Genomic DNA, 20,376 nt, shown 5'->3' on the forward strand with positions numbered 1-20,376 from the left:
CCGGTTGCCACCGTTCAAGGCGACAGGCGAAAAGGAAGCGCGATTCTACGGGCTTGTGCGGCTTTGCCCAAGGGGCATGGGTGTGCGACGAGACGCCGCAGCCTGCGGCATAATACCGGGCCCACTTCCAAGGAAGGCCACCATGTTCGCTTCGCTGTTCGCCGTGCTGGCGCCGGTTTTCATCGTCGCCGGCATCGGCTATGCCTGGGCCCGCAAGGGTCTGGACTACCCCACCGAATTCATCGCTCGGGTGGTGATGACCGTCGGCACCCCGTCGCTGGTACTGTCTACGCTCAGCCGCACCGAACTGGACCCGAACGCCTTCACCAGCATGGCCATGGCCTGCCTGCTGTGCACCTTGGGCATGGCCCTGGCCGGCTTGCTGGTGTGTCGCGCTTCGGGCATGCACTGGCGGGTGCTGTTGCCGGCCTTCATGTTCCCCAATACCGGCAACATGGGCCTGCCGATCAGCCTGTATGCCTTTGGCGAACACGGCCTGGCCCTGGCCGTGGCGTTCTTCCTGACCCTGTCGATCGTGCAGTTCACACTCGGCATGGCAATCTCCGGTACTGCCGCATCGCTCAAGGCACTGCTGCGCAACCCCATCGTGATCAGCCTGGCCGGCGCCATGCCGATCATTTTTCTTGATTTCCAACTGCCGCGCTGGCTGGCCAATACTGCAGACCTGCTGGGCGGCATGACCATTCCGCTGATGTTGCTGACATTGGGTGTGTCGCTGGCCAGCATCCGCCTGCGCCATGTGGGCAGGGGCATGCTGCTGGGCGGTTTGCGCATCGGCCTGGGGGCTGCCGTGGGCTGGGCAGTAGGCGCGGCGCTGGGCATGGCCAGCCTGGAGCGCGCAGTGCTGGTGGTGCAGTCGGCAATGCCGGTGGCGGTGTTCAACTACCTGATGGCGGTGCGCGCCAATCGCGAGCCGGAGCAGGTGGCGAACCTGGTGATGTGTTCCACGGTGCTGTCGTTTGCCTGGTTGCCGGTGGTGCTGGCGTGGTGGATGTAAGTCTGTACCGGCCCTTTCGCGGGTAAACCCGCTCCCACAGGTACTGCGCAGGTCTCAAGGCCTGTGATGGACCTGTGGGAGCGGGTTTACCCGCGAAGAGGCCGACACGGCAAACGGCTATTTCTCCTGCAACCGCCACCCCTGGCTGGTCAGCACCATCGTCCTGGTTTCCTTGAGTGGCATTTCATTGCTGGCCACCGCCTTGCCCAGTTCCGCGACGCTGGCTTTCACTTGTTCATTGGCAGCCCAAGCGGGTAACCCGGTGATCTTGTAGGCATAGGTCACATTCGACATCTTCTGCCCGGTCACCTCGCTCGGCTCACTGAACTGCTCGATCGCGGTGACCTGAGCCTTGCCGAAGCACAGCCCGCTATCTGCCTTGTAGTACTTTCGGCCTTCGTCGGTGAGGTCATAGGCGTAGTAGATGTCCGTGCGTGCCGCTTGCCACAGGCGGGCGGGCACCTCGGTGCGCGAAATCTCCTTTTCACTGACCACGCCTACCTGGGCCAAGGCATGCAATGCCTTGTTGGTGCCATGGAGGTCGAAATCCTGGGTTCTGGTGGGGAATGAACTGGTGATGAAGCAGTACGGGTATTGGCTATCGAGGTAGGCCTGGGCGGCCTTGTGGAAACTGGCCTCGCTGGTGTCCTCGCTGTTCGAGCAACCGGCCAGGGTGGCCAACAGCGCCAGCGGCAGGGTCTTCCTGTACATGGTGACACTTCCTTGAGTGACGAAGGCAAACGGGTCGTGCGCGATTAGAACCTACGGGCCAGAGCGGTGCAATCATGGCAAGACGGCATCTCTGCATGTGCTTCGCTGGCCTCTTTGCGGGTATTGCACAGTTTTGAAGACTTGTGGTGAACCTGCGGGAGCGGGTTTACCCGCGAAGAGGCCAGTGGCAACAACATCAATCCTGGCTGCGCGTATCGATACTGACCACCACCGACATCCCCGGCCGCAAGCGTTTGGCCTCTGGCTGGTCGGCATCCACGGTAATCCGCACCGGAATGCGCTGGGCAATCTTGACGAAGTTGCCGGTGGCATTATCCGCCTGCAGCAAGGCGAACTCGGAGCCGGTGGCCGGTGAAACCTGCTGCACGTGCCCATGCAGCTTCAGGTGGTTCAGCGCATCCACGGTAAAACTCACCGGCTGGCCTATCCGTACATTGGCCATCTGGGTTTCTTTCATGTTGGCAATCACCCACAGGGTGTCGGGTACCAGCGCCATCAGCTGCGCGCCGGAATTGACATAAGCCCCCAGGCGCGTACCGATCTGCCCCAGCTGGCCGTCGCGCGGGGCGGTGACGCGGGTGTTGTCGAGGTCGATGCGGGCCAGCTCCACGGCGGCCTTGGCGTTTTCCACCGAGGCCTCCAGCGCGGCCCGGTTGACCACCACGGTTTCGCGATCCTGGCGGGCGATTTCCAGGGCCGCCTTGGCCTGGGCCAGGCTGGCGACCGCCGCGGCCTCACTGGCGCGGGCCAGGTCCAGGTCGCGGCGTGACACCGAGCCATCGCTGACCAGCGCCTGGTTGCGGCTGAGGTCGGCCCTGGCCTTGGCTGCCTGGGCCGCGGCATCGTCGATGGCAGCCTGGCGCTGGGCAATGCTGGCCTCGGCACTTTTACGCTGCTGCAGGTTGTTGGCCAGGGCCGCCTGTTGTTGCTGCAGCTGGGCGATGGCCTGGGCCAGGCGTTGTTTGTAGATGCGGTCATCCAGTTGCACCAGCAGGTCGCCGGCCTTGACGAACTGGAAGTCATGCACCGGCACATCGACGATATAGCCGCTCAACTGCGGCCCGATGATGGTCACCTGGCCGCGTACCAGCGCGTTCTCGGTGCTTTCGATGGCACTGCTGAATGGCAGCAGACGCCAGGCGTACAACACCAGCAGGATGCCGGCCAGGGCCACGCAGGCGAAGCTGATCGACGACAGGATACGCACCCGCCGCGAACGCACCGGGCTGGTCGGCTCGCTGGGCGGCGTGGCGCCCTCCGGGGTTTCGGCAATGGCAGTGGTGGTCGTGGTGCGGGTGTCGTCGGTCATCGGGTGGGCGCGCCGAGGGTGGAGTCAGGGGAAATGGTTCGGCGTTTCGTGTGCCAGAGCCAGGTGCTTCGAATGCAGATCCAGACCATGGTCAGGATAGCGATGCTGCCGATCAGCACGAACACATCGTTGTAGGCCATGATATTCGCCTCGCGGGTGGCGGCACTGGCCAGCAGGCGCATGCCGGCTTCGCTGCGCAGGGCCGGGTCGGCGATGATGCCGCCGTAGCCGGCGCCGCCACTTTGCACACGCGCCGTGACCAACGGCTCCAGGTAGCTGAGGCGATCCATCAGGTGGCTGGAGTGGAATTTTTCCCGCCAGGTCTGGAAGGTGCCCAGCAGCGCCGCGCCAATCAGGCCGCCAAGGTTGTTGCAGATGCCGAACAGTACCGAAAAACTCACCAGGTTGCGCGGGTTGGCACGCACATGGCTGATGCCAAGGGCCATGGACGGGCCGAGGAAGAAGGTGCTGCCGAACGCCAGCAGGAACTGGCTGAGGTACATCTGCGCAGGGCGGGTGAGGTTGCTCGAACTGCTGTCCATGAAGGCGCCGGTGGCCATGGCCAGCAACGAGATGAGCAGCGGGATCACCAGGTGGTTGGGGTTGATGGTGAGGGCACTGCCGGCCAGGCCGGCCACTGCGCCAAGGAGCATGACCGCGTACAGCGTGCGCATCTGCTCGCTGCCCAGGTTCAGCGCCTGCAGGAAGCCGACCGCCCCGGTGGATTGCTCTGAGGTGACCATGCGGATCAGCACCACGCACAGCGCCAGGCGAATGATCGCGCCGCTGCCCAGCCAGCGGGTCATCAGCAACGGGTTCTGGCGGTTGTGCTCGATGGCCAGGCCGCTGAATACCAGCGCGATCGAGGCCGCCAGGGCCATGCCGATCCAGGGCGCCTCCAGCCACCAGTCGATTCGCCCGAGTGACAGCACGGCGCACAGCAGCGCGGTGCCGCTGGCCATCAGCGAGAAGGTGAGGAAGTCCAGCGGCTCGAAGGTCTTGAAGCGGTCACCGGGGGGGAGCTTGAGCATCAGCACGCAGCCCAGAGCGGCCAGTGCCAGGCCCAGTTCGAACAGGTACAGGCCGCGCCATTCGGCGATCTGCAGCAAGTCTTCGGAAAAGATCCGCGCCAGCGGCAGCGCCAGTTGCGAGGCGCCCAGGCCCAGCACCATCGCCTTCAGCCGCCATTGTGCCGGGAACGCCTGGATCATGTAGTAAAGCCCCAGCGAGCTGAGCGCGGCACCGACCATGCCATGGGCCGCACGTACGGCGATGGCCGAGTTCAGGTCGTTGACCAGCAGGTGGGCGAAGGTAACCAGGGCATAGAGCACCAGGAACACCTCGGTGAACGCGCGCAGGCCGAACTGCTGGCGGAACTTCACCAGCAGCAGGTTGATGGACACGTTGGTCATCACGTAGGCGGCCGGCAGCCAGGCCATCTCCGCCGTGGTTGCGCCCAGCGCACCTTGCAGGAACACAAGGTTGGCGGTGACCAGCGCGTTGCCCAGGCCACCAGTGATGGCCACCAGCAGCCCGACCACGCCGTAGGCCAGGCGTTTGGCGGGGGAGTGCAGGGGCGTGGAGGGGGAGCCCGGCAGGCTGGGTTTTTCGTGGGGGAGCCACTGGCGGGGGGCGTATTTGTCCATGGGGCAGACTGTACTTGAGGGTGCCGGGGGATGAAAACAGTCTATCTCCTGTGCCGGCCTCTTCGCGGGCTTGCCCGCTCCCACAGGTACTGCACAGCTTGCAAGACTGTGGTGAACCTGTGGGAGCGGGCAAGCCCGCGAAGAGGCCGGTGCAGGCGCTACAAGGCCTTGTCCAAAAACTGCGCAGTGCGGCTTTCAGCACACCTGGCCACCACCTGCGGCGTCCCGCAGACCACTACCTGCCCCCCGGCATCCCCGGCCCCCGGCCCGATGTCGATCACCCAGTCGCTCTGCGCCACCACTCGCATGTCATGCTCGACCACCACCACGCTATGCCCACCATCGACCAGGCGGTTGAGCTGGACCAGCAGCCGGTCGATGTCCTGCGGGTGCAAACCGTTGGTAGGCTCGTCCAGTACATACAACGTCGCCCCGCGGGCCATGCGTTGCAGCTCGGTGGCCAGCTTGATGCGCTGCGCCTCGCCGCCAGACAGTTCGGTGGCCGGCTGGCCCAGGCGCAGATAGCCCAGGCCGATGTCCTGCAGCACCTGCAGGCAGCGCCGCGCTGGTGGCTGTTCGGCGAATACCTGCAGGGCCTGGTCGACCGTCAATTGCAGCACTTCGGCAATGTTCATGCCTTGCCAGCTCACCGCCAGGGTGTCCGGGTTGTAACGGGCGCCATGGCAGGTCGGGCAGGGCGCATAGACGCTGGGCATGAACAGCAACTCGACGCTGACGAAGCCTTCGCCCTCGCAGTTTTCACAGCGGCCCTTGGCAACGTTGAAGGAAAAACGCCCGGCATCGAAGCCTTTTGCCTTGGCCTGCTCGGTGGCGGCGAACAGCTTGCGCACATGGTCGAACAGGCCGGTGTAGGTGGCCAGGTTGGAGCGTGGTGTACGGCCGATCGGCTTCTGGTCGACCTGCACCAGGCGCCTGATGCTGCCAAGGCCCGCGCTCACATGCCCGCTGCTGGCCTGTTCGGGTTCATCTTCCAGGCTCTGCTCTTCGGGCTCGTTGCGCTGCTCGGCATGGCCCAGGTGCGCACCCACCAGCTCCAGCAGGGCCTGGCTGACCAGGCTCGACTTGCCCGAGCCGGAAATACCGGTGACGGCGGTAAAGCAGCCCAGCGGGAATTCTGCACTGAGGTTGTTCAGGTTGTTGCGGCAGATGCCTTCGAGCTTCAGCCAGTCGTGGGCCTGGCGTGGTGTGCGGGTGGTCTGTGCCGCTGCACTGAACAGGTAGGCCCGGGTACTCGACTGCTCGACCTGGGCCAGGCCTTTGGGGGGCCCGCTGTAGAGGATGGTGCCGCCATGCTCGCCAGCTGCAGGCCCTACATCAACCAGCCAGTCGGCGCGGCGCATGGTGTCCAGGTCGTGCTCCACCACATACACCGAGTTGCCAGCCCGCTTCAGGCGCAGCAGCGCTTCGAACAGGGCTTCGCTGTCGGCCGGGTGCAAGCCTGCCGACGGCTCGTCGAGCACGTAGATCACGCCGAACAGTTGCGAGTTCAGCTGGGTGGCCAGGCGCAGGCGCTGTAGCTCGCCAGAGGACAGGGTCGGTGTGCTGCGCTCCAGGGCCAGGTAGCCCAGGCCCAGGTCCAGCAGGGTATCGATGCGTTCGAGCAGTTCATTGGCGATGCGTTGCGCCGCCAGGCGCTTTTCCAGAGTCAGGTCGTCCTGCTGTTGTGCCAGGTAGTCCGCTGCCGCCACCTTGCGCAATACCCCGGCCAGCGCCTGCAGCGACAGGTGCGACAGCTCGGCGATATCCAGGCCGGCGAAGGTCACTCCCAGCGCCTCGCGCTTCAGGCGCTTGCCGTGGCACAGCGGGCAGGGGCTGGGGCGCATGAACCGGGCGACGCGCTTGCGCATCTGGGCGCTTTGCGAGTGCATGAAGGTGTGCAGCACGTAACGCCGGGCACCCATGAACGTGCCCTGGTAGCTGGGCTCCTGCTTGCGCTTGAGGGCGGCGCGGGTCTGCGCCGGGGTCAGCCCGGCATACACCGGCGCAGTGGGGGTTTCTTCGGTAAACAGGATCCAGTCGCGCTGCGCCTGTGGCAGGTCGCGCCAGGGGATATCGACGTCGTAGCCTAGTGTCACCAGGATGTCGCGCAGGTTCTGCCCCTGCCAGGCCATGGGCCAGGCTGCCACAGCGCGCTCGCGGATGGTCAGCGAGGGGTCGGGGACCATGGTCGCTTCGTTCACTTCGTAGACCCGGCCCATGCCATGGCATTCCGGGCAGGCGCCCTGGGGCGTGTTGGGCGAGAAATCCTCGGCATACAGCATTGCCTGGCCGGCCGGGTAGTGGCCGGCGCGGGAGTAAAGCATGCGGATCGAGCTGGACAGAGTGGTCACGCTGCCCACCGAGGAACGTGCACTCGGCGTGCCGCGTTGCTGCTGCAGCGCCACCGCTGGCGGCAGGCCCTCGATGGCATCCACATCCGGCACGCCAACCTGGTCGATCAGGCGCCGGGCATAGGGCGCGACCGATTCGAAGTAGCGGCGCTGGGCTTCGGCGTAGAGGGTGGAGAAGGCCAGCGAGGACTTGCCCGAGCCGGACACGCCGGTGAACACCACAAGTGCGTCACGGGGGATATCGACATCGATGTTCTTCAGGTTGTGCTCGCGGGCGCCCCGCACACGAACGAAGCCGCTTGGGGTGGTTTGGCGTGGGGGCATGACGCAGTCCTTGGCTGTAGCTGAACAGTGCGCCCAAGGTAACAGCAATTGCAGCGCTCGTGCGTGGCAATGTTTCCCCTTGGCAAATCTGCGAGTTATCGAGACAGGTGCTTGTAGTTAGTGTGTTTTGGCGAACACGAACTACAGGAACTTGTAATCATGCAGACTTCGACATTACTGGCAACTGATCAGCAGTCATCAATCCAGGCGGGTAACAATTTCCCAATAAAACCCTATACACCCTATGGCTATCGGGTAATCCAAACCGGTCTCTTGTTGGCCTTTGCCGGAGAGTCAGGAGCATCGTTGCCGCGCTGTTACCTGTTGGGCAATGGCAAGCGTACGTATGACACCGTGTTGATGCGCTTCCATCGCCCGGACATATTCAGCCCGTTTGGTCGGGGAGGGCTTAATGCCTATGCCTATTGCAAGGGCGACCCGATAAACAATGTGGACCGTGACGGCCATTCACCCACGCGCATCATCGGGCAGTCAACAGGGCTTGTATGGGGATCGGTGGGCATGCTGTCGGCACTTAACAAGGCCTCCAGGACAATTGTCAAACGCTCGGTCGCCAAAGCCAAGGGCCTGCCAGTTCCCAAAGAATTCGATGCCTCGAGCCGAACCAACAATGCGATGATCTTTAACGGTGGCTTGTTCAGTACCCTGACTAAAGTGCCCGGCGTGGTGATGGCCTATGCATTTCCCACTGCCTCATTAGCCAGTGAAGCATTTACGGCATTTGGGTTGGGGGCGGCGTCTGTCGCGGGGGTGGGCAAGTTGCGGCAGTTGTATGGCGATGTCAGGTCGACCTATCGGGAAGCCCGCTTGCACAGGCTGCCACTGCGCAGACTGGCAGTAGAGTCCGTTAAAGAAGTTACCGGATGGAATCGACTACGTGGCCAGGAGTCGGCCATCCTCGAACCCCTGCCGGAAAAAGTATTGTTAGTGCGCATGGCTGAAAAAGTGTGACGGTCACCCTGGCAACCCACGTTTCGGTTCCACCGTGCGAAACCAGATTCGATTGTGCTTCATCGCTCCTCGCGTTTATCTGTCAGCCAAGCACGACCTGCCTCACCTGTCGTGACCTCAAGGCGAACAACAAGAACGGGAAACCACCCGCGCGAGGAGACTCTACATGTCCCGACATCAGCACATCCTGGCCTGGCTGAACGATGTGGCCAGCGACCTGCATGCAATCCGTCACGATATCCACGCTCACCCGGAACTGGGTTTCGAAGAAAGCCGCACTTCGGCGCTGGTCGCCCGTCTGCTCGAAGCATGGGGCTACGAGGTGCATACAGGTATCGGCAAGACCGGTGTGGTCGGCGTACTGCGCAACGGCAGCAGCTCACGCCGCCTGGGCCTGCGCGCCGACATGGACGCGCTGCCCATCCACGAGGCCACCGGTGTCGTCTACAGCAGCCAGCACCAGGGCTGCATGCACGCCTGCGGCCATGACGGGCATACCACCATGCTGCTGGGCGCCGCGCGCTATCTGGCGGCGACCCGGCAGTTCGATGGCACGCTGACGCTGATCTTCCAGCCGGCCGAGGAAGGTCAGGGCGGCGCCGAGGCGATGCTGGCCGATGGCCTGCTGGAGCGCTTCCCTTGCGATGCACTGTTCGGCATGCACAACATGCCCGGGCTGCCGGCAGGGCACCTGGGCTTTCGCGAGGGGCCGATGATGGCCTCGCAAGACCTGCTCACGGTGACCCTGGACGGGGTTGGCGGCCATGGCTCGATGCCGCACCTGACCGTCGACCCGCTGGTGGCGGCGGCCAGTGTGGTGATGGCGCTGCAAACCGTGGTGGCGCGCAATATCGATGCGCAGGAGGCGGCCGTGGTCACCGTCGGCGCCTTGCAGGCCGGCGAAGCCGCCAACGTGATCCCGCAGCAGGCGCTGCTGCGCCTGAGCCTGCGCGCGCTGAACGCCGAGGTCCGGGCGCAGACCCTGGAGCGGGTGCGGGCCATTATCGTCAGCCAGGCCGAGAGCTTTGGCTGCCGCGCTACCATTGAACACCGCCCGGCCTACCCGGTGTTGGTCAACCACGCCGCGGAAAACACCTTCGCCCGGCAGGTGGGGGTGGAGTTGCTCGGTGCCGAGGCCGTGGATGGCAATACCCGCAAGCTGATGGGCAGCGAAGACTTCGCCTGGATGCTGCAACGCTGCCCGGGCGCCTACCTGTTCATCGGCAACGGTGTAGCGCGGCCGATGGTGCACAACCCTGCCTACGACTTCAACGACGACATCCTGCTAACCGGCGCCGCCTACTGGGGCGCGCTGGCAGAGCGCTGGCTCGCGCCTGCCTGACCTTTTCTTTTGACGACTGCCGCTGGAACCCGGGCGCGACCGCGCCTGGGCGATCACCCAATCATTGTGTGGAGTGTTTCCTATGCAGACTTCGAGCACCGGCGTGTCACGTACCCGGCAAGTGGTCGCCGCCGTCATCGGCAACGCCCTGGAGTGGTATGACTTTATCGTGTACGGCTTTCTGGCCAGCATCATCGCCCGCCAGTTCTTCCCCTCCGACGACGAATACGCCTCGCTGCTGATGGCCCTGGCCACCTTCGGCGTCGGCTTTTTCATGCGCCCGGTGGGCGGCGTGCTGCTGGGCATGTATTCCGACCGCAAAGGCCGCAAGGCAGCGATGCAGATGATCATCCGGCTGATGACCGTGTCCATTGCCATGATCGCCTTTGCCCCCGACTACCTGGCCATCGGCATGGCCGCGCCGATGCTGATCGTGGTGGCGCGCATGCTGCAGGGTTTTGCCACCGGTGGCGAGTACGCCAGCGCCACGGCCTTCCTGGTGGAGAGCGCGCCGGCCCACCGCAAGGGCCTGTATGGCTCTTGGCAGCTGGTGGGGCAGTGCCTGGCGGTGTTCTCCGGGGCGGCGATGGTGGCCTTGGTCACCCACTTGTGCACGCCTGCGGCGCTGGACAGCTGGGGCTGGCGTATCCCGTTCGTGCTCGGCCTGCTGATCGGCCCGGTGGGGTTGTGGATTCGCAAGCACATGGAAGAACCCGAGGAGTTCATCGAGGCGCGACGCCAGGCCAAGGGCCAGTCGCCCAGCCTGTGGCAGGTGCTGCGTGAGCATCGGCGCAGCCTGTTGGTATCGATGGGCCTGGCCTGTGGCGCGACGGTGTCGTTCTACGTGGTGCTGGTGAACATGCCGACCTTCGCCCACAAGAACCTGGGGTTGCCGCTGGACCAGGTGCTGCTGGTGCAGATGCTTGCCGTGGGGCTGATGACGGTGGTGATTCCACTGTCCGGTGCATTGTCTGACCGGCTGGGGCGGCGACCGGTGCTGATGGCCTTCACCCTGGCGTTCTTCGTCATGGTCTATCCGTTGTATGTGTGGGTGGCTGCCGCGCCGTCGCTGGAGCGCCTGCTGGTGATGCAATTGCTGCTGTGCACCGCCATCGGTGGCTTCTTCGGACCGGCGCCCACGGCCCTGGCCGAGCAGTTCCCGGTCGAGGTGCGTTCTACCGGTGTATCGGTGGCCTATAACGTAGCGGTGATGGTGTTCGGCGGCTTCGCCCCGTTGATCGTCACCTGGCTGAGCAAGGTGCTCGGTACCCCGGTGGCGCCGTCGTTCTACGTGCTGTTTGCCTGCCTGCTGACACTGCTGGGTACCTATTGTCTGAAAGAAGCCCCACGCGCGGGCCAGCCTGCCGCTTTCAACCTTGGAGTGAAACCGTGATGCCGCTAGCCATCGACCCCATCGTTGCCCTCGATGCCGAGGCATTGTCCAGGGCCATCCATGCCCGCCAGATGTCGTGCCGGGAGGTGATGCAGGCCTATCTGGCGCATATCGAACGCTTCAACCCGCAGGTCAATGCGCTGGTGTCGCTGCGCCCGGCCGAGGTACTGCTGGCCGAGGCCGATGAGCGTGACCGCGAGCTGGCCCGCGGCCATTCGCGCGGCTGGATGCATGGCATGCCCCAGGCGATCAAGGACCTGGCTGCCACTGCCGGGCTGCGCACCACCCTGGGTTCGCCGCTGTTCGCCGAGCAGGTGCCCGAGCAGGACGCGATCAGCGTGGCGCGGGTAAGGGCTAGTGGAGCGCTGATCGTGGGCAAGAGCAATGTGCCGGAATTCGGCCTCGGCTCGCAGACCTACAACACCCTGTTCGGTACCACCACCAATGCCTACGACCCGGGCAAGGTGGCCGGGGGCAGCAGCGGCGGAGCGGCGGCAGCGCTGGCCATGCGCCTGCTGCCGGTTGCCGACGGCAGCGACATGATGGGCTCGCTGCGCAACCCGGCGGCGTTCAACAACGTGTATGGCCTGCGCCCGTCGCAGGGCCGGGTGCCCCATGGGCCGGCGCCGGAACTGTTCGTACAGCAGTTGGCCACCGAGGGGCCGATGGGCCGCAGCGTGGTGGATGTGGCGCGGCTGTTGTCGATCCAGGCGGGCTTCGATGCGCGGGCGCCGTTGTCACTGGGCGAGGGCCGATGTGATTTTGCCGCCGGGTTGCAGCGCGATTTCCGAGGCGTGCGGGTTGGCTGGCTGGGCGACTACGATGGCTACCTGGCGATGGATGACGGGGTACTGAGCCTGTGCGAAGCGGCCCTGGCGGACTTCGCGGAACTGGGTTGCCGGGTCGAGGCCTGCCAGCCGGCGTTCGACCTGGCGCGTTTGTGGCAATGCTGGTTGACCCACCGCCACTTCCTGGTGCACGGCAACCTCGGCGCGGCCTATGCCGACCCGGGCAGGCGGGCGCTGCTCAAGCCCGAGGCACAGTGGGAAGTGGAGGGTGGCCTGCAACTGGGTGCTACGGTGGTGTACCAGGCTTCAGTGGCCCGCAGCGACTGGTACCGTGCGCTGGGCAAGCTGTTCGAGCGTTACGATTTTCTGCTGCTGCCCTCGGCCCAGGTGTTCCCGTTCGATGCACGGCAACCTTGGCCAACGGTGGTCGGGGGGCGGACGATGGACACCTACCACCGCTGGATGGAAGTGGTGATAGGGCCGACCCTGGCCGGTTTGCCGAGCATCAGCGTACCGGTCGGTTTCAATGCTGCCGGGTTGCCGATGGGCCTGCAGATCATCGGCCCGGCCCAGGCCGACCATGCCGTGTTGCAGCTGGCCCATGCCCATGAACAACTCACCCGCTGGGTAGCGCGGCGCCCACCCCGGAGGCTGCAAGTGCCATGAAACTGCTGGGCAGGCGCGGATCTTGCTGGCTATCCTGACCATCCGGCTACAAGGAGGTCACACTCATGGGCATCACGGCAGACAGTGGCGGCGTGCGTTCGGTGGAGCGGGCGCTGGCCATTGTCGACCTGCTGGGCGAACACCAGGCGCTAGGCCTGGAAGAACTGCATTACCTGACGGCGCTGCCCAAGGCCACGGTATCGCGCATGCTCGCCACCTTGCAGGAGCAGGGCTGGGTTTACCGCGGCCTCAGTGACCGGCGTTATCGGCTGTGCGCGCGGCGCCTGTTCGGAGATCGCCAACTGCGTTTCAAGCGGCGCCTGGTGGAAAGCGCAGCGCCCATGTTGCTGGCATTGAGCGAGCGCACCGGGTTGGTGGCTGACCTGTCGTGTTTCGATGGCGAGCGGCTGGAGGTGATGGAGAGCGCCATTCCCCAGGTATTGCGCAAGCGCTACCCGCACACCTGTCAGATCGTCGGGCACCATGCCAGCCTGTTTCATTCGGCGATGGGGCGGGCATGCCTGGGTGAGCTGGCGGTCGATGAAGTGCAGCGTCTGGCGGCCCATGAGCGGGTGGGCGACGAGACGGTACTGCGCGATATCGAGGAGGACGCGAGCAAGGGATTCGGCCAGCGAACCGAAGGGCACTGGGAGTACCCGGTGCGTTTGCCGTTCCTTATCCGCGCGATTGCCCTGCCGGTGCATGCCGAAGGGCGTCTGGCCGGGAGCATTGCCTTGCACTGGCCGCTGGATCAGGCGCCGGTGGAGCGGGTGTTGAACCTGCACCTGAATAGCCTGGCGAGCACGGTGGGCGAGGTGCAGAGGGCCCTGGTGGTTTAGCGGGGACTTGTACTGGCCTCTTCGCGGGCTTGCCCGCTCCCACAGGGATGGTGCATTGCCTGAGACATGCTCGGTACCTGTGGGAGCGGGCAAGCCCGCGAAGAGGCCAGTGCAGCAAACAACAAAATTCAGCGCTCCAGGCTGTACATGCGGCACTCCGCCAGCAACGCCAGCAGGTTCGGCTCACGCTCCCGCGCCTTGAGGAACACCACGCCGATATGCTGCTGCAGGCGATATTGCGGCTTCAGGGCAATCAACCGGACCCGGTTTTCGTACACCGCCGCGATACGCCCGGGCAGCAGAGCAAAGCCCACGCCCGAGCTGACCATGCTCAGCAGGGTGAAGATATCGTTCACCTGCATGGCCACCTTGGGTTCGAAGCCGGCTTGCTGGAACACTCGTGCACCATCACGGTGGGTGGCAAAGCCCTGGGTCAGGGTGATGAAGGTGGAGTCGGCCAGGTCGGCCAGGTCCACCTCGGCCTTCTCGGCGAAGGGTGAATCGATGGGCACGGCGAGGAAGATGTCGTCGGAGAACAGCGGCAGCTGCTCGCAGGCCGGGTCGCTGATGCTTTCGTCGAGCGACACGAGGATGGCCTCCAGCTCGTGGTTCTTCAGACGCTGCAGCAGGTCGACGTTGGAACCCAGGGTCAGGTCGATGTTGAGTTCGCTGCGGCGAAGCTTCAGGCCCATGACCAGCTTGGGCACGGTTTTCACCGTCAGCGAGTAGAGCGCGCCCAGGCGGAAGCGCTCGGCGTAGAAACCGGCGGCCTCGCGGGTCTGACGGACCAGCTGCTCGGCGTCCAGGATCAGCTGGCGGGCTTTCTTTTCCAGCACGTAGGCGCTTTCCAGCGGGATCAGCTGGCGGCCTTCGTGCTTGAACAGCGGGCAGCGCAGTGCGCTTTCCAGCGAGTGGATGGCGCGGTGCACGCTGACGGCGCTGGTGGCCAGCTCGGCGGCGGCGCGGCCGAGGTTGCCGGTGCGCATGAAGGCGAGGAAGGTTTCCAGCTTCTTGAGGGTCAGTTCTTCGTCGATCAGCATGGGTTGGCCCCGTATGCTCATTGCATGGATCCGATCAACGCCCACAACGCCGGCTCGTTGAAATCATCGATCACCAACCCGGCCCCCGCCGCCAGCAACCGCTCCGGCGCCTGCGTAGTGGCCACGCCCACGGTAAAAATCCCCGCGCCACGCGCTGCCGCCACCCCCGGCAGCGAATCCTCGAAGGCCAGTGCCTGCCCGGCCTCGGCACCCAGCCGTTGCAACCCGGTCAGGTAGGGCAACGGGTCCGGCTTGGCCCGTGCCAGTTCCTCGGCCACCAGCACATGTTCAAAGCGCTGGCCCAGGCCCATGGCATTCAACATGTGCTCGGCGTTCAGCCGCGGCGCGTTGGTCACTACGCACATGCCGATGTCTCGGGCCCGGGCATGTTCCAGCAGGCGCAAAAGGCCCGGCATCGGCTGCAGAGACGGCGCCATGTCGCGGAACAGCGCTTCCTTGCGGTCAGCCAGCACCCGGCACTGTTCGGCACTGGCACCGGCAAACAGCTCGGCGAACAGTTCACCATTGGCACGGCCGCTGACCTGGGTATCGAACTGCGCCTGGCTCAGCTCGCGGCCGTCATGCTCGCGCAGCAGTTGGCGGAAGGCCTGCAGGTGCAAGGTGTCAGTGTCGGTGAGGGTTCCGTCGAGGTCGAAAAGCAGGGCAGTCAGCATTGGGTATCCAGGTCCAGAAATCGTGGGCAGGCCAGAAGGGAGACTCTTCGCCTTTGGAGTTACGTGAACTCCACTGTCCTGAGTGTACTGGAGTACGGCAGCCTTGGCAGGGCTGTGCTCGAGCTCGGGATTGGCGCCTGCGCATCGAGTCAGCAACTGCCAAAGCTGGAAAGCCAACTGAGTAACCGGCCGTTGTCGCGCACCGGCCTTCGAGGTTTGGTCATCAGTTCTGGTTGGCGTAGGTGGCTGGGCGCAGGTAGCTTATCTTCTGCACCTTGCCGTCGCTGTCACGGTAGGTGAGGGTGGCGGTGTCTGCTTGGCCGTTGGCGTGGCTCGAGGCTTCCACCGCGATCACTTGGGCGATGTCCAGGTTCATGCCGTACTGGTACGGAGAGGCGGTCTCGGCGAAGGCGACGACGCTGCTGCCGAAGGTCAGGGTGGCGATGGCGATTGCTTTGATGAAGGTCATGATCATTCTCCGTTAGCTTGGGTAGTGGGATCAGCGAATGCTTGCTGCCTGGGTCTGATAATGCGCGCTAATAATTAGCGCGCAAAATATATTTCCACTATCTGGTCTATTGGAGCGCTGCATCGGAAACCAGTCGTGGCTGGTCGTTGATTCCGCTTACGAACGGGATGTCAATCCGAGGTGACCTGGGGGCAGTCTGCGCTGGCACACGTCTTGGCAGCGGGCGCTGATCAAGGATGTGCACAGGTGTCATGCTGGAGCTGCGAGCGCATCCAGTCGATAAATACCTGGGTCCCGGCGACCGCATCTTTCGACACCCCATAGTAATAGCGAGTCAGGGGCAGCCGTAGATGAGGCAGCGGGGTGTGCAGTCGGCCGGTGGCAAGATCCTTGCCCAGCAGCGTGGTCGGGCACAGCGCCAGGCCAAGGCCGTCGACGGCAGCTTGCAGCACCAGGTGCATGTGATCGAACTGCAGCGCTGGCCGTTGTCTTGCCTGACTGATACCGGCCAGCTTGCACCAGGCCTGCCAATCCCCACTGCGTGTCCTGCCCGAGAGCAGGGTATGGTGCAGCACATCCGACGGCGCCTGAACCGGTATTGCCTCCAGAAGAGAAGGCGCGGCAACCAGCAGCAGCTCGTCCTCGAACAGCATGCTCGGTTCAAGGTTGGCCGCCCAGCCGGCGCTGCCACGGCGCACTACCAAATCGAAGGCCTCACGCGATGGGTCGGGGGCCAGGGTGCTGGTCGAGATCTCGGGCTGAATCTCCGGAAACTGCGTCATGAAATCCGGTAACCGAGGGATCAGCCAGCGCACGGCAAAGGACGGGCGCACATTGATGATCACCTTGCTCGATGCACTGCTTCGGGTCAGGGCCTGGGTGGCGTTGGCGATCTGCGCCAGGCCCAGGCTGATCTGTTCATAGTAAGTCTGGCCACTCGGGGTAAGTACCGACTGCCGACTTCGGCGTTCGAACAACATTACGCCAAGGTGCTCTTCGAGCAGGCGTATATGGCGGCTGACAGCACTGTGGGTGACATGCAGCTCCTCGGCGGCACGGCTGAAGCTCTGGTGACGCGCAGCCGAGGCAAAGGCCCGGAGGGCATTCAAGGGGGGGAGGTCTCTGCTCATGTGTCTAATTTTGTCACATCAGGGGCGCAAATAAAGCGTTTGTAAGCGATGGTGTTTCACGCCACTCTGACGCCGCTCTGTTCTGGTCTTCGTCCATGTGCGCAACAAGCATCCGCTTCGCTGATCGGACTTTGCTGCATGCGGCATTGATCCTCGGGTGCCGTTGGCAGCCCTGACGCTCTTCAGTTCGATGCCAGGAGGCATTTTGCATGGCTAGCTATGGATTGTTCCTTGTCCTCGCGACTTTCACTGTGTTAAGCCCCGGTCCCGGGGTGGTGCTGACTCTCTCCAATGCCCTGCGCCACGGCTGGAGCGGAGCGCTGCCGGGGATCTTTGGCATCGCCTTGGGCGCTTTCATCGTCGCCGGGCTCTCGGCCAGCAGCGTGGGGTTGGTCCTGGCGACCTCGGCAACGGCGTTCACCGTGCTCAAGTACGCCGGCGCGTTGTACCTGTTGTACCTGGGGGTGAAGATGTGGCGTACCCAGCGTTTCATCCCGGAGTTTACCGTGACTGCCACGCAACCCTGGCGGCGCTTGGTCGAAGCGTTGTCGATCCAGCTGCTGAATCCCAAGGCTGGATTCTTCTTCCTGGCGGTGTTTCCACAGTTCATCAGTGCGCAGGACAACTACTACCGTCAATTCTTCTTGCTGGTTACATCCTACGCGTTGCTGGTCTTGCTGGTACACACTGGGTATGCGCTGATGGCCAATAGCGCGAGGGGCTGGTTGTCGAGCGACCGCGGTGGGCGAATTGTCGGCAAACTCTCCGGCATCACCTTCTTCTGTTTTGGTGTTCTGATGGCATCGGCCAGTAAATGAACTTCTGCCACCAGCTATATAGCCTTCAGCATCATTGCGGTAATTTTGCGATCACCTTGATCTCGAAGTCGAAGCCCGACAGCCAGGTCACGCCGATGGCGGTCACCGTTGGATAGGGCGCCTCACCCCAATATTCGGCCGCTACCCCCCAGATGGTTTCGAATTTCGAGTCGGGGTCGACCATGAAGATGGTCGTGTCAACCACATCCTCGAAAGTACTGCCGGCTTCGGCCAGGATCGCGTTGAGATTGGCGAAGGCCGTGCGAACCTGCGCCGCGAGGTCCGGCTCTGCCGAGCCGTCCTTGCGGCTACCGACCTGACCGGATACGAACAGAAAACCGTTGGAGCGAATCGCCGGCGAGTAGCGGTGGAGCTCATACAATGCATGGCGCTCAGGCGGGAAAACCACATCACGTTTACTGGACATTGCATACCTCGTTCGGGGCCCGGGCGGCCCGGTGTTTACGGTGAAGCCACTATAAAAAGGCCACCGAGCTGAATAAACGGGCAGTGCTGGCCATGACTGTTTGTATAATCCAGACAATCCAGGGGCGAGCGAGACGTGTAATGGACCGTTTCGATGCAATGCAGGCATTTGTCCGTGTGGTGGAAACTGGCAGTTTCACCAAGGCGGCAGCCACACTGCACATGAGCAAGACCACCGTGACGCAGCTCGTTCAGCAACTGGAAGCGAGGCTGCGAGTGCGCCTGCTCAACCGCACCACACGCAAGGTCAATGTCACCGCCGACGGTGCGGCCTACTACGAACGCGTCGTCCGGCTACTGGTCGACATGGACGATGCCGAGACCAGCTTGTCCAGCGCCTCGATGTCACCGCGCGGGCGGCTGCGAGTGGATGTCCCCAGCCCACTGGCGCGAATGCTGCTCATACCAGCCTTGCCAGGGTTCTTTGCACGTTATCCGGAAATTCAGCTGACCGTGGGCGTGAGCGATCGTATCGTCGACATCATTGGTGAAAACGTCGACTGCGTGGTGCGTGGCGGCGAGATCACCGATCAATCCCTGGTGGCAAGGCATGTGGGCGATCTGAAACTCGGCATCTATGCCGCACCCGGCTATGTGCAGCGCTTCGGTACACCGGTGCACCCCCGTGAGCTAGGGGAGAGCGGCCACAACACCGTCGGCTTTCTCTGGTTTCGTACAGGCAAAGCCTTGCCCTACGCGATGCAGCGGGGCGAGGAGCGCGTGGAGGCCCAGGGCCGCTCGCAGCTGATGGTAGACGACGGCAATGCGTACCTTGCCGCCGGCCTGGCTGGCCTGGGGGTAATCTGGCTACCGCAGTACATGGCCAAACCTCACCTGGCCAGCGGCGAGCTGCTGCCGCTGTTTGAAGACTGGCAAATGGCGCCAATGCCGATGTATCTGGCATTCCCACCGAATCGCCACGTCAGCGCCAAGGTGCGGGTATTTATCGACTGGATAATCGAGTTGTTTGCCGAGCATGCGCCTGTGGCTGGGTGACACAGGGGTAAGTAAACCCGTTTCGCTATCCAGAAGCTTCTGCCTTTTCCCCGGAGTATCAGTCCAGGAACCTGACGCAATTGATCGTAGCCGCCAAGCCGTCGACGAAGGGGGCTGTTCAGCGTGCCCCGAAAAGAGTACAAATGTGCTCCATGGACAATCTAACCCCAAAACGCCGCGCCATCTTCGAGTTCATCCGTGAGCGCATTGCCGATCACGGCCAGCCGCCGAGCCTGGCCGATATCGCCACGCGCTTCGGTTTTGCCTCGCGTAGTGTCGCGCGCAAGCACATCACCGCCCTGTGCCAGGCCGGCTACATCGACGTCACGCCGAACCAGGCGCGGGGCATACGCCTGGCCGAACGGCTGCGCCGCCCGGAAATCCTCGAAGTGCCGGTGCTGGGCCAGGTGGCGGCAGGGGCCCCCATCGGCCCGGACCTCGACATTCACGAGCAGTTGCTGCTCGACCCCAGCCTGTTCCGCCGTACCCCCGACTACCTGCTGAAGGTGCGTGGCGACTCGATGATCGACGACGGCATTTTCGACGGCGACCTGGTCGGCATCCTCCAGCAGGCCGACGCCCGCGATGGCCAGATCGTGGTCGCGCGCCTGGACGGCGAGGTGACCATCAAGCGCCTGCAACGCCAGGGCGGCGGTTATCGGCTGCTGCCACGCAACCCGGCCTATGCGCCCATCGATGTGCGGCCTGAACAGGAGTTCTTCATCGAAGGCGTGTTCTGCGGCTTGCTGAGGCGTGACTGATGGGCGCGGTGGTCGACCTCGACAGGCTGCTCGACCAGCGCCGGGTATGGCGCGGCCGGCAGGCCCAGGCGCGGCCGCTCGGCCTGCAGCCCACAGGGCATGCGGCCCTTGATCAATGCCTGCCGGAAGGCGGCTGGCCTGCGGCTGCCCTCAGCGAACTGTTGCTGGCCAGCCCAGGCTGTGGCGAATTGCAGCTGCTGTGGCCAACCCTGGCCCGCTTGAGCGCTGAAGCCAGCCGGATCGTGCTGGTGGCACCGCCATTCATTCCTTATGCCCCGGCCTGGCAGGCCGCGGGGGTGGACCTGCGCTGGCTGGTGCACGTGGACGCCGAACCTGCCGATGCCCTGTGGGCCGCCGAGCAGTGCCTGCGTTCCGGCAGCTGTGCGGCAGTGCTGTGCTGGCCGGAACGTGCCGATGACCGTGCCCTGCGGCGCTTGCAGGTGGCTGCCGAAACCGGCCAGGCGCTGGCCTTCGCCTGCCGGCCGCAACAGGCGGCGCACAACCCCTCACCCGCAGCACTGCGCATTGCCGTCGACACCCGCCCGGCACAATGGCGCGTGCTGAAAAGCCGTGGCGGCATGCCACCGGCGCTGCCCATCGCCTGCCCGGGGCGGGGCTGATG

19 protein-coding genes are annotated in these 20,376 nt (G+C 64.1%); 10 read left to right on the top strand and 9 right to left on the bottom strand.

The window, feature by feature from the left end:
- Positions 1–142: 142 nt before the first annotated feature.
- Positions 143–1,018, top strand: a complete 876-nt coding sequence (locus CAF70_RS12125; RefSeq protein WP_085624829.1) for an AEC family transporter — start codon at positions 143–145, stop codon at positions 1,016–1,018.
- A 117-nt stretch (positions 1,019–1,135) separates the two neighbouring features.
- Here CAF70_RS12125 and CAF70_RS12130 read toward each other — a convergent pair whose 3' ends face one another.
- From CAF70_RS12130 to CAF70_RS12145, 4 genes are all read right to left on the bottom strand, one after another.
- Positions 1,136–1,729 (bottom strand): hypothetical protein, encoded by a 594-nt coding sequence (locus tag CAF70_RS12130; RefSeq protein ID WP_085624831.1) that lies wholly within the window; start codon positions 1,727–1,729, stop codon positions 1,136–1,138.
- A 196-nt stretch (positions 1,730–1,925) separates the two neighbouring features.
- Entirely contained in the window at positions 1,926–3,059 is a 1,134-nt protein-coding gene (locus CAF70_RS12135; RefSeq protein WP_085624833.1) for an HlyD family secretion protein, read from the bottom strand.
- Positions 3,056–4,705, bottom strand: coding sequence for an MFS transporter (locus CAF70_RS12140; protein WP_085624835.1), 1,650 nt, complete (start codon positions 4,703–4,705; stop codon positions 3,056–3,058). Before CAF70_RS12140 ends, CAF70_RS12135 begins: the two co-directional genes overlap by 4 nt.
- A gap of 158 nt (positions 4,706–4,863) precedes the next feature.
- Positions 4,864–7,380, bottom strand: a complete 2,517-nt coding sequence (locus tag CAF70_RS12145) for an excinuclease ABC subunit UvrA (protein ID WP_085624838.1) — start codon at positions 7,378–7,380, stop codon at positions 4,864–4,866.
- A 159-nt stretch (positions 7,381–7,539) separates the two neighbouring features.
- Here CAF70_RS12145 and CAF70_RS12150 point away from each other — a divergent pair, with 159 nt between their 5' ends.
- From CAF70_RS12150 to CAF70_RS12170, 5 genes are all read left to right on the top strand, one after another.
- Positions 7,540–8,352 (top strand): RHS repeat-associated core domain-containing protein, encoded by an 813-nt coding sequence (locus CAF70_RS12150; protein ID WP_085624839.1) that lies wholly within the window; start codon positions 7,540–7,542, stop codon positions 8,350–8,352.
- A gap of 166 nt (positions 8,353–8,518) precedes the next feature.
- A complete protein-coding gene (locus CAF70_RS12155) occupies positions 8,519–9,694 on the top strand; it encodes a M20 aminoacylase family protein (RefSeq protein ID WP_085624841.1) in 1,176 nt (391 codons plus the stop codon).
- A gap of 82 nt (positions 9,695–9,776) precedes the next feature.
- Positions 9,777–11,087: a citrate-proton symporter gene (locus CAF70_RS12160; RefSeq protein ID WP_085624844.1), complete on the top strand. Its 1,311-nt coding sequence runs from the start codon at positions 9,777–9,779 to the stop codon at positions 11,085–11,087.
- A complete protein-coding gene (locus CAF70_RS12165) occupies positions 11,087–12,541 on the top strand; it encodes an amidase (RefSeq protein ID WP_178076383.1) in 1,455 nt (484 codons plus the stop codon). The genes CAF70_RS12160 and CAF70_RS12165 overlap by 1 nt, the downstream gene beginning before the upstream one ends.
- A gap of 65 nt (positions 12,542–12,606) precedes the next feature.
- Positions 12,607–13,380, top strand: coding sequence for an IclR family transcriptional regulator (locus CAF70_RS12170; RefSeq protein ID WP_085624848.1), 774 nt, complete (start codon positions 12,607–12,609; stop codon positions 13,378–13,380).
- 128 nt (positions 13,381–13,508) lie between these two features.
- On the opposite strand, the gene CAF70_RS12175 is transcribed toward CAF70_RS12170, so the two are convergent.
- The 4 genes from CAF70_RS12175 to CAF70_RS12190 form a co-directional block, all read right to left on the bottom strand.
- Positions 13,509–14,420 carry a LysR family transcriptional regulator gene (locus CAF70_RS12175; protein ID WP_085624850.1) on the bottom strand — a complete coding sequence of 304 codons (912 nt, stop codon included), beginning with the start codon at positions 14,418–14,420 and terminating at the stop codon, positions 13,509–13,511.
- 17 nt (positions 14,421–14,437) lie between these two features.
- Entirely contained in the window at positions 14,438–15,094 is a 657-nt protein-coding gene (locus CAF70_RS12180) for an HAD family phosphatase (RefSeq protein ID WP_085624852.1), read from the bottom strand.
- A gap of 223 nt (positions 15,095–15,317) precedes the next feature.
- Positions 15,318–15,563 (bottom strand): DUF2790 domain-containing protein, encoded by a 246-nt coding sequence (locus CAF70_RS12185; protein WP_085624854.1) that lies wholly within the window; start codon positions 15,561–15,563, stop codon positions 15,318–15,320.
- 230 nt (positions 15,564–15,793) lie between these two features.
- Complete coding sequence (locus tag CAF70_RS12190; RefSeq protein ID WP_085624857.1) at positions 15,794–16,693, bottom strand: LysR substrate-binding domain-containing protein; 900 nt, start codon at positions 16,691–16,693, stop codon at positions 15,794–15,796.
- A gap of 209 nt (positions 16,694–16,902) precedes the next feature.
- Between CAF70_RS12190 and CAF70_RS12195 the strand changes: the two genes are divergently transcribed.
- Complete coding sequence (locus tag CAF70_RS12195) at positions 16,903–17,511, top strand: LysE family translocator (RefSeq protein ID WP_085624859.1); 609 nt, start codon at positions 16,903–16,905, stop codon at positions 17,509–17,511.
- Between the two features lie 31 nt (positions 17,512–17,542).
- Here CAF70_RS12195 and CAF70_RS12200 read toward each other — a convergent pair whose 3' ends face one another.
- Positions 17,543–17,938, bottom strand: a complete 396-nt coding sequence (locus CAF70_RS12200) for a RidA family protein (RefSeq protein ID WP_085624861.1) — start codon at positions 17,936–17,938, stop codon at positions 17,543–17,545.
- A 140-nt stretch (positions 17,939–18,078) separates the two neighbouring features.
- Here CAF70_RS12200 and CAF70_RS12205 point away from each other — a divergent pair, with 140 nt between their 5' ends.
- From CAF70_RS12205 to imuA, 3 genes are all read left to right on the top strand, one after another.
- On the top strand, positions 18,079–18,993 hold the full coding sequence (locus CAF70_RS12205; RefSeq protein ID WP_085624863.1) for a LysR family transcriptional regulator: 915 nt from the start codon (positions 18,079–18,081) through the stop codon (positions 18,991–18,993).
- Positions 18,994–19,136: 143 nt separating this feature from the next.
- Positions 19,137–19,754 (top strand): transcriptional repressor LexA, encoded by a 618-nt coding sequence (gene lexA / locus CAF70_RS12210; RefSeq protein WP_063914159.1) that lies wholly within the window; start codon positions 19,137–19,139, stop codon positions 19,752–19,754.
- The gene (gene imuA, locus CAF70_RS12215) at positions 19,754–20,374 is read left to right on the top strand and encodes a translesion DNA synthesis-associated protein ImuA (protein WP_085624865.1); all 621 of its coding nucleotides are present in this window, start codon (positions 19,754–19,756) and stop codon (positions 20,372–20,374) included. Before lexA ends, imuA begins: the two co-directional genes overlap by 1 nt.
- The last annotated feature ends 2 nt before the right edge of the window (positions 20,375–20,376 follow it).

Origin of the sequence: Pseudomonas sp. B19(2017), assembly GCF_002113165.1 — a bacterium.
In the GTDB taxonomy this organism is placed as follows: Bacteria; Pseudomonadota; Gammaproteobacteria; order Pseudomonadales; family Pseudomonadaceae; genus Aquipseudomonas.